General features: G+C 68.3%; 17 protein-coding genes. 8 read left to right on the top strand and 9 right to left on the bottom strand.

The window, feature by feature from the left end; all coding sequences use genetic code 11:
• The first annotated feature begins 43 nt into the window (after positions 1-43).
• Entirely contained in the window at positions 44-787 is a 744-nt protein-coding gene (locus ACFFGN_RS00555) for a mechanosensitive ion channel family protein (protein ID WP_380043211.1), read from the top strand.
• A 37-nt stretch (positions 788-824) separates the two neighbouring features.
• Here ACFFGN_RS00555 and ACFFGN_RS00550 read toward each other — a convergent pair whose 3' ends face one another.
• Entirely contained in the window at positions 825-1,460 is a 636-nt protein-coding gene (locus ACFFGN_RS00550; RefSeq protein ID WP_380043210.1) for a TetR/AcrR family transcriptional regulator, read from the bottom strand.
• 178 nt (positions 1,461-1,638) lie between these two features.
• Between ACFFGN_RS00550 and ACFFGN_RS00545 the strand changes: the two genes are divergently transcribed.
• Entirely contained in the window at positions 1,639-2,862 is a 1,224-nt protein-coding gene (locus ACFFGN_RS00545) for an MFS transporter (RefSeq protein ID WP_380043209.1), read from the top strand.
• A 60-nt stretch (positions 2,863-2,922) separates the two neighbouring features.
• Here ACFFGN_RS00545 and ACFFGN_RS00540 read toward each other — a convergent pair whose 3' ends face one another.
• The 4 genes from ACFFGN_RS00540 to ACFFGN_RS00525 all read right to left on the bottom strand — a co-directional run bounded on the left by ACFFGN_RS00540 (position 2,923) and on the right by ACFFGN_RS00525 (position 4,682).
• The gene (locus ACFFGN_RS00540) at positions 2,923-3,351 is read right to left on the bottom strand and encodes an OsmC family protein (protein WP_380043208.1); all 429 of its coding nucleotides are present in this window, start codon (positions 3,349-3,351) and stop codon (positions 2,923-2,925) included.
• 69 nt (positions 3,352-3,420) lie between these two features.
• Positions 3,421-3,843: a globin gene (locus ACFFGN_RS00535; RefSeq protein ID WP_380043207.1), complete on the bottom strand. Its 423-nt coding sequence runs from the start codon at positions 3,841-3,843 to the stop codon at positions 3,421-3,423.
• Positions 3,844-3,849: 6 nt separating this feature from the next.
• Positions 3,850-4,269, bottom strand: a complete 420-nt coding sequence (locus ACFFGN_RS00530) for an acyl-CoA thioesterase (protein WP_380043206.1) — start codon at positions 4,267-4,269, stop codon at positions 3,850-3,852.
• On the bottom strand, positions 4,266-4,682 hold the full coding sequence (locus ACFFGN_RS00525) for an acyl-CoA thioesterase (protein ID WP_380043205.1): 417 nt from the start codon (positions 4,680-4,682) through the stop codon (positions 4,266-4,268). Before ACFFGN_RS00525 ends, ACFFGN_RS00530 begins: the two co-directional genes overlap by 4 nt.
• 93 nt (positions 4,683-4,775) lie before the next feature.
• Between ACFFGN_RS00525 and fabG the strand changes: the two genes are divergently transcribed.
• Both fabG and ACFFGN_RS00515 read left to right on the top strand, forming a co-directional pair.
• The gene (gene fabG / locus ACFFGN_RS00520) at positions 4,776-5,537 is read left to right on the top strand and encodes a 3-oxoacyl-ACP reductase FabG (protein ID WP_380043204.1); all 762 of its coding nucleotides are present in this window, start codon (positions 4,776-4,778) and stop codon (positions 5,535-5,537) included.
• 25 nt (positions 5,538-5,562) lie between these two features.
• Entirely contained in the window at positions 5,563-6,018 is a 456-nt protein-coding gene (locus ACFFGN_RS00515; RefSeq protein ID WP_380043203.1) for a MaoC family dehydratase, read from the top strand.
• Between the two features lie 702 nt (positions 6,019-6,720).
• On the opposite strand, the gene ACFFGN_RS00510 is transcribed toward ACFFGN_RS00515, so the two are convergent.
• Both ACFFGN_RS00510 and ACFFGN_RS00505 read right to left on the bottom strand, forming a co-directional pair.
• Positions 6,721-7,617, bottom strand: coding sequence for a GNAT family N-acetyltransferase (locus tag ACFFGN_RS00510; protein ID WP_380043202.1), 897 nt, complete (start codon positions 7,615-7,617; stop codon positions 6,721-6,723).
• Positions 7,618-7,620: 3 nt separating this feature from the next.
• Positions 7,621-8,505, bottom strand: coding sequence for a GNAT family N-acetyltransferase (locus ACFFGN_RS00505; RefSeq protein ID WP_380043201.1), 885 nt, complete (start codon positions 8,503-8,505; stop codon positions 7,621-7,623).
• An 85-nt stretch (positions 8,506-8,590) separates the two neighbouring features.
• Here ACFFGN_RS00505 and ACFFGN_RS00500 point away from each other — a divergent pair, with 85 nt between their 5' ends.
• From ACFFGN_RS00500 to ACFFGN_RS00485, 4 genes are read left to right on the top strand one after another with little or no spacing between them, the layout of a single operon-like run.
• A complete protein-coding gene (locus ACFFGN_RS00500; RefSeq protein WP_380043200.1) occupies positions 8,591-9,490 on the top strand; it encodes an ABC transporter ATP-binding protein in 900 nt (299 codons plus the stop codon).
• A complete protein-coding gene (locus tag ACFFGN_RS00495) occupies positions 9,483-10,382 on the top strand; it encodes an ABC transporter permease subunit (protein WP_380043199.1) in 900 nt (299 codons plus the stop codon). The genes ACFFGN_RS00500 and ACFFGN_RS00495 overlap by 8 nt, the downstream gene beginning before the upstream one ends.
• Positions 10,379-11,296: an ABC transporter ATP-binding protein gene (locus ACFFGN_RS00490; protein ID WP_380043198.1), complete on the top strand. Its 918-nt coding sequence runs from the start codon at positions 10,379-10,381 to the stop codon at positions 11,294-11,296. Before ACFFGN_RS00495 ends, ACFFGN_RS00490 begins: the two co-directional genes overlap by 4 nt.
• Entirely contained in the window at positions 11,293-12,006 is a 714-nt protein-coding gene (locus ACFFGN_RS00485; protein WP_380043197.1) for an ABC transporter permease, read from the top strand. Before ACFFGN_RS00490 ends, ACFFGN_RS00485 begins: the two co-directional genes overlap by 4 nt.
• A 114-nt stretch (positions 12,007-12,120) precedes the next feature.
• Here ACFFGN_RS00485 and ACFFGN_RS00480 read toward each other — a convergent pair whose 3' ends face one another.
• Both ACFFGN_RS00480 and ACFFGN_RS00475 read right to left on the bottom strand, forming a co-directional pair.
• Positions 12,121-12,879: an SDR family oxidoreductase gene (locus ACFFGN_RS00480; protein WP_380043196.1), complete on the bottom strand. Its 759-nt coding sequence runs from the start codon at positions 12,877-12,879 to the stop codon at positions 12,121-12,123.
• Complete coding sequence (locus ACFFGN_RS00475; protein ID WP_380043195.1) at positions 12,879-14,099, bottom strand: acetyl-CoA C-acetyltransferase; 1,221 nt, start codon at positions 14,097-14,099, stop codon at positions 12,879-12,881. Before ACFFGN_RS00475 ends, ACFFGN_RS00480 begins: the two co-directional genes overlap by 1 nt.
• Positions 14,100-14,137 lie beyond the last annotated feature (38 nt).

The raw sequence follows: 14,137 nt of genomic DNA, 5'->3' as shown, positions 1-14,137 counted from the left end.
TCCCGAAAGCCTTACCCGGGCGTCTATACAGTAGGGCGACGAGATGGAAAATCAGCTGCTACCCCTCGTGTCCAGCCTCGAATTCCCGACTCTGTGGCGAGTGGGCAACGACGGCAAGCTCGAACTGACCGACCAGGTCGTCGTGCTGCCCGCCAAGATCGTCGGGCTGTTCCTCGGCTTCGTCGTGATCCGCTGGCTGCTGCACCGGGCGATCCGCAAGCTCGCCCGCAGTACCGGCAACGGCAACGGTCATGTCGCCGGCCTGCTCGCGAAGTCCAAGCGCGGCAGCCAGTTCGTCGAGACCACCCTGCTGAACGAACGTCGCGCCCAGCGCGCGGAGACCGTTGCCTCGTTGCTGTGCAGCGCCATCACGATCGTGCTCACCGCCGTACTGGTGGTGATGGTGCTCTCGGTACTCGGCTTCAACGTGCTGCCGCTGGTCGCCTCCGCCAGCATCATCGGTGTCGTTCTCGGTTTCGGCGCCCAGACCCTGGTCAAGGACTTCCTGGCCGGCGTCTTCATGATCTTCGAGGACCAGTACGGCGTCGGCGACCTGGTCGACATGGAGAAGGCCACCGGCGTGGTCGAGTCCGTCGGGCTGCGCGTCACCCGCCTGCGCGGCGACGACGGCACCCTCTGGTACGTGCGCAACGGCGAAGTCCTGCGGGTAGGCAACCTCAGCACCCGCGACCCCAACTACGTGGCCCCCGCCGAGACCAACGCCGAAGCCGCCGCCCACGCCCGCGACTCCGCCGCCAACAACCCCGCCCCCAGCACCCCGTCCTGACCACACGCGCCATCGACCACCGGCGCCGCACGAAGGCCTAGGCCGGGATTCCCGGCGACGCCACTCGGCTGTCGCCGAGCGGCGTAGCGACTCGGCTGCCGCCGACGGCGGCGCTGACTGCCTCCGTCGCGAAGGCGACAGCCGTTTCACCCGCGCCCTGCTCCCCCAGTACGGCGCCACTCGCGTGCAGGCCGTCGATGAGCAGCATGATCTTGTCGGCCAGCGCGCGCGGATCCCGCGCGCCGGCCTGTTCGGCGAGCTCGCGCAACAGATCCCGCCGGGCGAAGTGATAGTCCACAATGAGCCGCCGCGCCGGATGGTCGTGCTCGGGAAAGCTCGGCAGGCTGTTACGCAGCGGACAGCCGCGGAATCCCGGCGCCTCCGACCGCTCGGCGACCGCGCCGACGATGGCGATGAGCTGACCTGCGGGGTCGTCCGCCAACGGCCGGACCGTCTGCTGGACCAGGTCGAACCAGTCCTGCCGGCAGCGATCGAGATACGCGACCACCAGCTCGTCCTTACTGCCGAACTCGCGATAGAGCACGTTCTTGCCGCAGCCACTCTCGTTGATGATCTGCTGCAGTCCCACGCCGTCCGGGCCGTGCTCCTGGAACAGGCTGGACGCGACGGTCAGGATCCGCTCACGGATCCCCTTATCGGGCTTTCGGGCCATGGTCTCCTCCGCCGCCAGCATAGCGGACCGTTAGGTCCGGAATTCTTGCGCGCCGCTTGACATCAGCTCAGCGCCACTCCAATGATAGGGACCGTTCAGTCCGGGACCGATTGGTCCGTTTCGCGTTCGCCACTCCACAGCCGACTGGCCGCGAACCCTCCGCAGCAGAAAGAAGGACATGAATCCTCAGCCAGCAGTACTGAGCCCCGGGAAGGCTCGTCTCACCTTGGCCACGCTGTTCCTCGGCATGTTCGTGCTGGGCAGTGCCGAACTGCTTGTCGTCGGCGTGCTCGACCTGATCGCGACCGACCTGCGGGTATCCATTCCGGCGGCCGGCACCCTGGTGACGGCGTACGCGGCGGGCCTGGCCATCGGCGGGCCGATCCTGACGGCGCTGACCATCAAACTGAACCGGCGGTCGGTCCTGCTCGGCGCGCTGCTGCTGTTCGCGCTGGCCAATCTGCCGTTGGTGCTGATCTCCGACTACGGGCTGTTCCTCGCGGCGCGGGTCGTCGCCGGGGCACTGCAGGGCGTGTTCATCGGCGCCGCGTTCGCGGCCGGTATCGCCGTTGTTCCGCCCGAGCGCATCGGCCGCGCGATGTCGGTGGTCATCTCCGGCGTCGCCGTTTCGGCCGCGCTGGGCTCACCGCTGGGCACGCTGGTGGGCCAGGCGATCGGCTGGCGTGGCTCGTTCGCGGCGATCGTCGGGCTCACCGCACTCGTGCTGGTAGCCACCCTGATCCTGGTGCCACCGGTGTCCAGCCCCGGCAGTGGCGCGGCTGGACAGGCCAAGCACGCCTTCGCGCCGCGCGTGCTCGCCGTACTCGGCCTGACCCTGCTCATCTACGCCGCGCTGTACGCCGCCTTGACCTACCTCGTGCCGTTTCTCCACGGCGTCACCGGCGTATCCGGCGCGCTGATCAGCGTGTTCCTGCTCGCGTACGGCGTGGCGACGGCGGCTGGTTCGTTCAGTGGCGGCCGGTTCGCCGACGCCAACGCCGCACGTACCCTCATCGTCGGAACCACCGGCGTCGCGGTCTCCCTGCTGGCGCTCTACCTGCTCGGCTCGGTCGCGGCCCTCGCGGCACTCGGCCTGCTGGCGCTGGGCTTGTTCGTCGGCGTGATGACGCCGTCGCTGCAGTACCGCGTGATGAGCCTGGCCGGCCCCGGCGGCGCGCTGGCCCAGTCACTGCCCGCCTCCGCGGTCAACGTGGGTATCGCGTTCGGCTCGGCCGCCGGTGGCATGGCGATCAGCGGCTCCACCGCCTCGTCCGCGGTACTGACCGGTCTGATCATCGCCGTGATCGTCATTCCGGTCGCCTGGGCCACGAGCCTCCTCAAACCGCCGTCCGTCCCGGCGGCGGCGCCAGCCCCCGAACCACAAACCGCCTCCCTGCCCTGACCACCACGTCATGCGACAGCCCCCGTGCCGTGGGCGCGGGGGCTGTCGGGAGTGCGTGGGTCAGGCGGTGAAGGTTACGTCGAGGGTGATGGTGGTGCCGGTCAGGGCCTGGCTGACCGGGCAGTTCTTCTTGGCGTCTTCGGCGAAGTCGGCGAACTGCTCGGCGGTGATGCCGGGAACCTTGCCGTTGACCTCGAGCTTGATGCCGGTGATGCCCTCGCCGGGCTGGAAGGTGACGTGGGCGGCGGTGTCGATCGACTCGGCCGGGTTACCGGCGCCGGCCAGCGCGTGCGACAGGGCCATCGAGAAGCAGGTGGAGTGGGCGGCGGCGATCAGCTCTTCCGGGCTGGTCTTGCCGTTGGCCTCCTGCGAGCGGGCGGCCCAGGTGACGTCGAAGGTACCGAGGTTCGACGACTCGAGGGACACCTGGCCGGCGCCCTCCAGCAGCGAACCTTCCCAGTGGGCCTTGGCATTGCGGGTGGTGGCCATACTCGTGTGTTCTCCCTAAAGGTCAGACGATGAGGGTCAAACGGTCGAACGGCGATGACGCCGGTGCAGCTAGCGGTTCTCGGTGACGTCGATCGCGCCGGGATAGTCCGGTTCGTCGGCGTTCACCATGCTGTGCGCGGCCATCACCATGTACTTCCAGATCTCCTCGTCCCGGTCCGGGTCGAGGGCGACTTCGTCCAGCGCGGCGCGCATGTGCCCCAGCCAGCGATCCCGGGCGGCCGGTGTGACCGCGAACGGGTTGTGCCGCATCCGCAGCCGCGGGTGACCGCGCTGTTCGGAATAGGTGCGGGGCCCACCCCAGTACTGCTCGAGGAACATCCGGAACCGTTCCTCGGCCGGTCCGAGATCTTCCTCGGGATACATCGGCCGCAGGACCGGGTCCTCGGCCACACCGCGGTAGAACGCCGCGATCAGCCGGTGGAACGTATCCGCCCCACCGACGGCGTCGTAGAAACTCTGTGGCTCGGTCATCAGGGATCAGTCTCTCAAGTACCTGGTAAGGGCCGAACGCTCGGCATCCACCAACGCCCGTTTCGCGTGGGTCACGGCCTCCACTCCGACCAGTACCGAGGTGGCTTTCGCGTAAACCGCGGCGCCGTCCTCCGGGCCGTCCACGATCCGCGATCCAAGCGTGTACGACGAGGTACCGACGGCCTGGACCCAGACCTCCACGTCGTACGGCGGATGGCGCAACACGATCGGCCGAAGGTAGTCCACCGTCTGGCTGACCAGCACGCACGGATAGACGTCGAAGAAGCCCGCGGCGGGAAGTTCGGCCACCTGCGCCAGGAACGCGATCCGCGCCTCCTGCAGGTAATCGAAATAGCGCACGTTGTTCACGTGGTCGTACGAGTCGATGTCGGACCACCGCACCAGCACGGGATACCTGAAGGTCATGTCGATACCAGCTTCTCCAGCGCCTCGCGCTCGATCGGGGTGATCCGGCGCAGGCGTTCGGCCGCGAAGTCGAACGGAACCAGCCGGGTGCGCGCCTCGACGTACACCTTGCGCTCGGGTTCGACGTCGAGGATCTCGTAGTCGACCTCGAACGAAGCGGCCCGGATCTTGCTGATCCACAGCTCGATCCGTACCGGCGCCTCCCGGTAGACCAGCGGAGCGCGGTACTGCACCTCGTGCCGGGCGACCAGCAGACCGGTCTCCAGGTCGTCGGCGCCGAGCTCCTTGGCGGTCCGGAACAGGAAGTCGACGCGGGCGTCTTGCAGGTAGTCGACGTACCGGCTGTTGTTGACATGGCCGAGGGCATCCATATCGCCCCAGCGCAGCGGACAGTGATAGACGTGACGTGTCACACGCTGATCCTCCCACTCGTGTCACAGCCAGCACGAGCAGGCGTGAGTAGTCTCATGCCGACCCCCATTCAGACTTGTAAGGAGTAGCGCCGGATGAGCGAGCAGCAGAGCCGGGTAGCGATCGTGACCGGAGCAGCGCGCGGGATCGGCGCGGCCGTGGCCCAGCGCCTCGCGGCCGACGGCAACGCGGTCGCCGTGCTCGACCTGGACGAGGCCGCCTGCGAGGCGACTGTCAAGGCCATCACCGACGCGGGTGGCAAGGCCCTCGCCGTCGGCTGTGACGTGAGCAAGTCCGACCAGGTCGCCGCCGCGATCGAGCGGGTTGTGGCCGAACTGGGCGCGCCGACGATCCTGGTGAACAACGCGGGCGTACTGCGCGACAACCTGCTGTTCAAGATGTCCGAGGACGACTGGGACACCGTGATGTCGGTGCACCTGCGCGGCAGCTTCCTGATGTCCAAGGCCTGCCAGAAGCACATGGTCGACGCCGGATACGGCCGGATCGTGTTCCTGTCCTCCACGTCGGCGCTGGGCAACCGCGGCCAGGCCAACTACGCCTCCGCCAAGGCCGGTCTGCAGGGTCTGGCCAAGACGCTGGCGATCGAGCTGGGCAAGTTCGGCATCACCTCGAACGCGATCGCGCCGGGCTTCATCGAGACCGACATGACGGCCGCGACCGCCGCCCGCGTCGGCGTCGACTTCGAAGAGTTCAAGAAGGCCACCGCGGCGCAGATCCCGGTCAACCGCACCGGTAAGCCCGAGGACATCGCCGCCGCCGCGTCGTACTTCTGCAGCGAAGAGGCCGGGTTCGTTTCCGGCCAGGTGCTGTACGTCGCCGGCGGCCCGCGCAACTGATTCCGGTCGGGTCGAGGAGGCTGCTATGACGCACGAGTTCGCAGGGATCGACGAGGTCGCGAACGCGGTCGGCACCCAGCTGGGTGAGACCGAGTGGCTGGAGATCACCCAGGAACAGGTCGACCAGTTCGCCGCGGCGACTGGGGATCATCAGTGGATTCACGTTGACGTCGAGCGCGCGGCCAAGGGGCCGTACGGCGGCACCATTGCGCACGGGTATCTGACGCTGAGCCTGATCGCGAAGTTCGGCGAGGAGTTGTTCTCGGTCGGCGGCGCGACGGCGAAGCTCAACTACGGCGTGAACAAGGTCCGCTTCCCGGCCCCGGTCCCGGTCGGCAGCCGGGTCCGCGCGAGCGCGCAGATCTCCGGGGCCCAGGAAACGGCGGCTGGGGTGCAGGTTTCGCTGCAATGGGTGATCGAGATCGAGAACACCCCCAAACCAGCCTGCGTAGCCGAAACCGTCGTCCTCCTCGTCCGCTAACGCCCTCCTAGCGGGCCCACCCGCAGTGACGGCCCGCCGCGCTGGTGCCGCGTACTCACAGCGGCGGGGTGTCACGGCGTTGCGTCGATTGGTCTGGATTTGCTCGCCCTTTCGTGCGGCGGCGCGGTGTGGTCGCCGACGTGGGCGGGCGAATTCGGACGAATCGTCGCCTATCGCTCGCCTCGATCCACCAAGCCGGGAAGAGTCGCGGTGTTCACCCGTCCCCCTGAGTCTTTCGAATTGTCAGGTGGACGGGTGAGGTATGCCCGGTCGACTCGGGTGGTTGCCGTGGAGGCCCGACTGGATCCGCCGACACGTGCGAAGCGGCAACGCGTGAGGCGGCAGGCGCGAAGCGGCAAAGCGGTGATCCTCGCTGGTGCCCGGGTTGGGTGGCGCCGTCGGAGTGGCTGGCCATCGGGGACGTGGGTTACCACCTGGGAATCCGAGGTGGTAACCCACCTTGGCAGTGGCCAGCCACTCCCCTGGTCAGCGGGCGACCGCCGGAGCGGGGCGACCGGGCCGGCTGCCGGGTTTTGTGGCCGCTGGGTGGTTGCAACCGGGTAGCGGTCACAGAAGTCGGTAGTGGGTCGGCTAATTCCCGGTAGGCGGACTACAAGCCGGTAGCGAAGGCCTGAAACGGCGTCAGGGGTAAGAACGGTGTCAGGCGAAGGGCTGGGCGTGGTGGGCGGGGAAGGTGCGCGGTCAGGCGGTGAAGGAGCGGGTGGCGGCGGATTGGGTGGCTATGTGGCGGTAGCCGAGCCAGCGGTTGACGGCGAGCATTGCGCGGTTGGCGGCGTCGTTGGCGGTGTAGGCCCAAGTGACTCCGGCTGCGGCGGCTGCGCGGAGGGCTTCGGCTTTGACGATTTTGGCCAGGCCTTGACCGCGATAGGCCGGGACCGTGCCGGTCATCGGGGACCAGATTCGGTCGCCGTCGACTTCTACCGCGGTGAAGCAGACCACTTCGTCTGCCGCCACGGCGGCCACGCTCATCGACAGGTCCGGCGACGGGCCGTGCCAGAAGGCGCGCAGCCACTGGTCATAAGCGATCGCGTCGGTGGGCGCATCGGCCGGCTTGTCCCGTTGGGCGATTACGTCGGCGGCGTACACCTGGCGTGGGTCGAGCTCGGCCAGTCGGGCGAACCGCAGCCCTGGCGGTAGTTCGAGCACCGGCGGTGACCGCAGTTCCAGCCCGGCGAAGTGGACCCGCCGGGTCTCGGTATAACCGCGTGCCAGGGCGAACGGCAGGGACTCGGCCTGGACCCATACGCGCGCGCGGCGGGCGCCGGCTTCGGCCAAGTGTCGTTCGCCGAGATCGGCCAGGGCGGTTCCGATGCCCTGGCGGCGGTGGTCCGGATGTACCGACAGACCGAGATAACCGGCGCCACGCTCGCTGCTCCAGCGTTGCAGGCCGACCGCCAAGACGCCGGATAGCCCGGTTTCGGCCTCGGCGACGTACATGCCGAAGTGTTCCTCCGGCGCCCGGATGGTCATCGCATGCCGGACACTGTCGGCTGGATGCACCAGGTACGGCGCGACCACGCGGCGCAGGGCGCAGATCGCCTCAGCGTCGGCGGCAACCGCTGGTCTGAGAGTGGTCACCCTTCACAGTGTGCGGGTCAAACCGGTATGCGTCGCGACGCGCCGATAGCCGAGCCAGTCGTTCACGGCGAGCATCGGCTGGTTCCGGTCGTCGTTCGAGGTGAAGGCACCGGCCACGCCGTCCGCCACGGCCCGTCGCAACGCTTCCGACTTGACCACCTTGGCCAGGCCGCGGCCGCGGTACGCCGGGATCGTGCCGGTCATGCCGGACCAGACCCGGTCGCCGTCTCGCTCGACGGCGGTGAAGCTGACCATCTCGTCCCCGGCCATCGCACCGATGCTGAGGTTCTTGTCCAGCGCCGGCGAATGCCAGACGTCTTTCAGCCAGTCTTCGAAAGCGACCGCGTCGTTGGGCGAATCGCCTGGTTCGTCGAGCCCGGCGATGGTGTCGGCGAGATAGGCCACGTACGGATCGACGTCGGCGATCGCGACGAGTTCGAGGTCCTTCGGGGTTTCCGGCGGCTCGGGCAACGAGTGCAACTCCGCGCCCGAGTAGTGCACTTGCCGGGTCGGTTCGTAGCCAAGCCGGCGGGCGAATTCGACGCTGCCCGCGGTCACGAACGTGCGGATCACGGCCATGCCGGCCAGGTGGTTCTGAGCCACGTTCACGAGTTCAGCGCCAAGGCCACGTCCTCGCCACGAGGGATGCACGTACGCGTCGAGGGACGACACGCCCGCTTCGCTGGTCCAGGTGTTGCGCCCACCCGAGGCCCAGCCGACGATCGCCTCGCCATCCGTGGCGACCCACGCCTCGTAGTTCTCGTCCGGGGTCCGGCTGGTCAGCCGGTAGGCGATCTGCCCAGGTGCCATCACCAGGTAGGGAAAGACCACCCGGCGCAATGCGGCTACGGCCTCGGCGTCCTCGGGTACCGCCAGTCTGATGTCCACGTCCGGACGGTAACGCGGCTCGACACCGGCGGGCCACGCGTTTTCCTGTCCGGCCCGGGCCCGCGCAGCCGTTAGGGTGTGGCGCGTGCCCGTGATCGCGACCCAGTCGCTGACCAAGCGCTATCCCCGTGTGACCGCCCTCGACGAGTTGTCGGTCGAGGTCGGAACCGGCGTCACCGGACTGGTCGGTGCCAATGGCGCCGGAAAGTCCACCCTGCTGAAGATCCTGCTCGGCCTGATCGCCCCGACCTCCGGAAGTGCCGTCGTACTCGGCCACGACTCGGTCACCGGCGGCGAAGCGGTCCGGGCCCTGGTCGGGTACATGCCCGAGCACGACTGCCTGCCGCCGGATGTCTCCGCGAGCGAGTTCGTCGTGCATCTCGCGCAGATGTCCGGCCTGCCGGCCACGGCCGCGCGCGAACGCGCCGCCGACGTGCTGCGGCATGTGGGGCTGGACGAGGCCCGCTACCGCCCGATGGGTGGTTACTCCACCGGCATGAAGCAGCGGGTCAAGCTCGCGCAGGCCATCGCGCACGACCCGCAGCTGGTGCTGCTGGACGAGCCGACCAACGGCCTCGACCCGGCCGGGCGGGACGAGATGCTGGAACTGGTCCGGCGGATCGGTACCGAGTTCGGCATTCCGGTGCTGATCACCTCGCACCTGCTGGGTGAACTCGAGCACGTCTGCGACCACATCGTCGTACTCGACGGTGGGCGGTTGCTGCGCTCGGAGTCGAAGGCCGCGCTGACCGGTGAGACCGGCGTGCTCGCGGTGGAGGTGCGTGACCTCAGTGGTCGCGATCGCCTCGGCGCCGCGCTCGAACAAGCGGGCGCGCGCTCCAGGGCCGACGGCCCGCTGGTGCTGGTGGAGATCACCGGCGACGAGACGTACGACCTGGTGCGCGACACGGTCGCCGACCTGGGCCTCGGCCTGGTGCGGGTCGAGCAGCACCGCCACCGGCTGGAAGAGGTCTTCAGTGTCTGAACCGACAAGCCCCGCGGCCGGTGTCATCCACGACATCGGCTACCGGCACTACGACGGCCCGCGCCTCGGCCGCGCCGCGATCACCCGGGCGCTGATGGTCAGCAGCCTGCGGCACGCCTACGGTCTCGGCCGGTCCGGCAAGTCGAAGGTGATGCCGCTGCTGCTGCTCGCCACCATGGTGGTGCCCGCCGCGATCATGGTCGGCATCATGAACGCGATGAAGATGCCCGACCCGATCATCAACCCGATCGAGTACGCCGGGCTGCTGCAGGTGGTCATCGCGTTGTTCCTGGCCTCGCAGGCGCCGCAGCTGTTCTCCCGCGACCTGCGGTACCGGTCGATCGTGCTCTACCTGGCCCGGCCGCCGCATCGCTCGGACTACGCGCTGGCCAAGCTGGTCGCGTTGATCGGCTCGCTGGTCATTCTGATCGGCCTGCCGGTGTTCGTGCTGTACGTCGGCGCGTTGCTGGCGAAGCAGGACTTCGGCACCTCCACGAAGCAGTTCCTGCTGGCGCTGGTCGGTGCCGTGCTGCTGTCCGTACTGCTCGCTGCCATCGGCGGCCTGATCGCCGCGGCCACGCCCCGGCGCGGATTCGCCGTCGCCGCGATCATCGCCGTACTGCTGGTGTCGTTCACCGCGTCGACCATCACGATCGCGGTGGTGAACCAGGACATCGGCGGCCCGATGAAGACCGCCGCCCGGTACGCCCACCTCGGTTCGCCGTTCACGCTGGTGGACGTTCTGCAGACGTTCCTGCTGCGGCAGGTCCCGGACGGCGGCTGGATACCGACGACCCAGCAGGGCATCGTGTTCGCCCTCGTGTACGTCGCGATCGTGGCGGTCTGCGTGTGGGGCATCAACCAGCGTTACGCGAAGGTGGCCCGCGGATGAGCGTGATCCAGATCCAGCAGGTCTCCCGCTGGTACGGCAATGTCGTCGCCGTGAACGACGTGACGATGACGATCGGCCCGGGTGTCACCGGACTGCTCGGGCCGAACGGCGCCGGCAAGTCCACCCTGATCACGATGATGGCGGGCTTCCTGCCGCCGTCGGTCGGGGCGGTCACCCTGGACGGCGTACCGGTCTGGCGGCACGAGGCCGCCTACCGGCACATCGGGCTGGTGCCCGAAACAGAGGCGGTCTACGACACGCTCAACGGCGGCCAGTTCGTCCGGGCCAACGCCGAGCTGCAGGGACTGCCCGATCCGGGCGCGGCCGCGGCCGCCGCGATCGACGTGGTCGCGATGGCCGACGCCGCCGATCGCCGGATCTCGACGTACTCCAAGGGCATGAAGCAGCGCATCAAGATGGCGGCTGCACTCGTGCACCAGCCTTCGGTGCTGCTACTGGACGAGCCGTTCAACGGCATGGATCCGCGCCAGCGCCTGCATCTGATGGAGCTGCTTCGCCAGATGGGCGCCGAAGGGCGAACCGTGCTGTTCAGCTCGCACATTCTCGAGGAGGTGCAGCAGGTCGCGACTCATATCGAGGTGGTGGTGTCCGGGCGGCACGCGGCCTCGGGCGACTTCCGCACGATCCGCCGGCTGATGACGGATCGCCCACACCTGTACCGGATCCGGTCCAGCGACGACCGTCGCCTGGCGGCCGCGCTGATCGGCCACGCCGCTACGTCGGGCGTCCAGCTGGAAGGCCCGGCCATCCACGTTCAGGTGACGGACTTCGAGAACTTCAGCCGGCTGCTGCCAGGGCTCGCGCGGGAACTCGGTATCAGGCTGTGGGAGGTCTCCCCGACCGACGAGTCCCTCGAAAGCGTCTTCTCCTACCTCGTCGGAGGACGGGCATGATCACGACCATCGCCCGGCTGACCTACTCGACCTTGTTCGGGCATCGGCGCGGGTTGCTGATGTTCATCCTGCCCGGGGTGCTGCTCGCGCTTTCGGTAGTACTGCGGCTGACCGTCGACGACCGGTCCGTCGTCGGCATCGAGCTGCTGCAGCAACTGGCGCTCGCGGTGATCCTGCCGCTGGTCGCGCTGATCGCCGGTACCGGCGCGATCGCCACCGAGATCGACGACGGCTCGATCGTCTACCTGCTGAGCAAGCCGATCAAGCGCTACACGATCGTGCTCACGAAGGCGGTGGTGGCGTTCGCGTGTATCGCGGTCTTCGGCGCGCTGCCCACCTTGCTGTCCGGGTTGATCCTGGGTACGTCGTTGTCCGTGTCGCTGGCCTTCGCGATCGGCGCGCTGGTGGCCGGCGCGGCGTACACCGCGATCTTTCTCGCGCTGTCGGTGATGACCGGCAACGCGGTCACGATCGGCCTGCTCTACGCGCTGCTGTGGGAGAGCGTGATGGGGACTTACGTGCCGGGGGCAAGGACTTTGAGCGTGCAGCAGTGGGCGTTGTCGATCATCGACAAGCTTGCCAGCGGCAATGACCTCGATCCGGCCGTGAAGTTGCCGCTGGCAATTATCCTGCTGGTCGCGGTGACCGCGCTCGGCCTGTCACTGGCGGTGTCCCGGCTCCGCTCGCTCACGCTTTCGTCGGCGGAATAGTCCCTGCGTACAACTCGATCACCTCGGCGGCCAGGCAAACAAGGTCGTGCTTGAGGTCCTCCGGCTGGAGGACCTCAACACCACTGCCGGTCCCGGTCTAGCCCAGGGGGTGCGTCAGACGAGGCCGCCGGTGAGGGTGACGCCGCCGTCGACGGTGATGGTCTGGCCGGTGAGCCAGCCCGCCTCGTCGCAGAGCAGGAACCACACCAGCCCGGCGATGTCGTCCGGCGTACCCAACCGCTTCATCGGGTACGTCGCGGCGACCTCCGCCTCGCGGCCCTCGAACAAGGCGCCGGCGAACTTCGTCTTCACCACCGCGGGCGCGACCGCGTTGACCCGGATCTCCGGTGCCAGCTCCATCGCCAGCTCGGCCGTGACCCGGCTGAGCATGGCTTTGGTGGCGCCGTACCAGCCGATGCCGGGTGACGGTTTGAGCCCGGCGATGGAGGACAGGTTCACCACGGCACCACCGTGCTCGCCCATCCACGCGGTGCGGCAGGCCTTCACCCACGCGATGGCGGCGAGCACGTTGGTGTCGACCATCTTCGCGGCGACGCCCGGTTCGATGTCGAGCAGCGAGCCGTAGACCGGGTTGATGCCGGTGTTGTTCACCAGGAAGTCGATCGAGCCGAACTTCGCGACGGCACCCGCGACCACGCTGGTCCGGTGCGCCGGATCGGCCGCCTTGCCCGCGAAGGCGATCGCGTTCTCCCGCCCGAGTGACTCGACGGCCTGGTCGAGGGTCTCCTGGGTACGGCCGGTGATGACCACCTTCGCGCCGTCGGCGACCAGGCGGTGCGCGATCGCCAGGCCGATGCCCCGGGAGGCGCCGGTGATGATCGCCGTACGGCCGGCCATCGTGGGAACGGGCATCAGCTCAGACGCTCGAGAATGATCGCCATGCCCTGACCGCCACCGACGCACATGGTCTCCAGACCGAACTGCTTGTCGTCGGTCTGCAGGCCGTTGATCAGGGTGGTCATGATGCGCGCGCCGGTCGAGCCGAACGGGTGGCCGAGGGCGATCGCGCCACCGTGCACGTTGAGCTTGTCCTGCTCGATGCCGAGTTCGCGCGCCGAGGCGATCACCTGAACCGCGAAGGCCTCGTTGATCTCGACCAGGTCGAGATCGCCGATGCTCATTCCGGCGCGAGCGAGAGCCTGCTTGGTCGCGTCGACCGGGCCGAGGCCCATGATCTCCGGGGACAAACCGCTGACACCCGTGCTGACGATGCGGGCCAACGGGGTGAGACCGAGTTCGCGGGCCTTGGTGTCGCTCATGATCACGACCGCCGCGGCGCCGTCGTTCAACGGGCAGCAGTTGCCGGCCGTCACAGTGCCGTCAGGGCGGAACACCGGCTGCAACTGGCTGACCTTCTCCAGCCGGGTGCCGGCGCGGGGGCCGTCGTCGGTGCTGACGACCGTGCCGTCGGGCAGCGTGATCGGGGTGATCTCACGGGCGAAGAACCCGTTGTTGATCGATTCCTCGGCCAGGTTCTGCGAGCGAACGCCGAAGATGTCCTGGTCCTCGCGGCTGATGCCACGCAGGGTGGCGACGTTCTCCGCGGTCTGGCCCATCGAGATGTAGATGTCGGGCAGCAGTCCATCGGCCCGCGGGTCGTGCCAGGTCTCGTTGGTCTCGGCGTACTTCAGGGTGCGCTGCTGCGCGTCGGCGAACAACTCGTTCTGCGAGCTGGGGTCGTCCACCCCGGCCGAGCCGAAGCTCTTGTACCGCGAGACGCACTCGACGCCGGCGCTGATGAAGACGTCACCCTCGCCGGCCTTGATCGCGTGAAAGGCCATCCGCGCGGTCTGCACCGACGAGGCGCAGAACCGGTTGACCGTGGTGGCGGGCGTCGAGTCCCAGCCCAGCTGTACGGCGATGCGCCGGGCCATGTTGCCGCTGTGCTCCTCGTGCGGCTCGGCACAACCCACGGCGACGTCGTCCACCTGGTCACCGGTCAGGCCAACCTTGTCCATGGCGGCCTTGATCACCTGAACGGACAGGTCGTCCGGCCGGATGTCCTTGAGCGAACCCTTGTAGGCCCGGCCGATCGGCGAGCGCGAGGTGGCGACGATCACTGCTTCAGGCATCTGCTTTTCCCTTTTCTGCAAGGCTTCTTCGGCGTCTA

The sequence above is a fragment of the Kribbella deserti genome, assembly GCF_042434725.1.
In the GTDB taxonomy this organism is placed as follows: Bacteria; Actinomycetota; Actinomycetes; order Propionibacteriales; family Kribbellaceae; genus Kribbella; species Kribbella deserti.
This window is presented reverse-complemented; position numbering and strand designations above follow the sequence as displayed.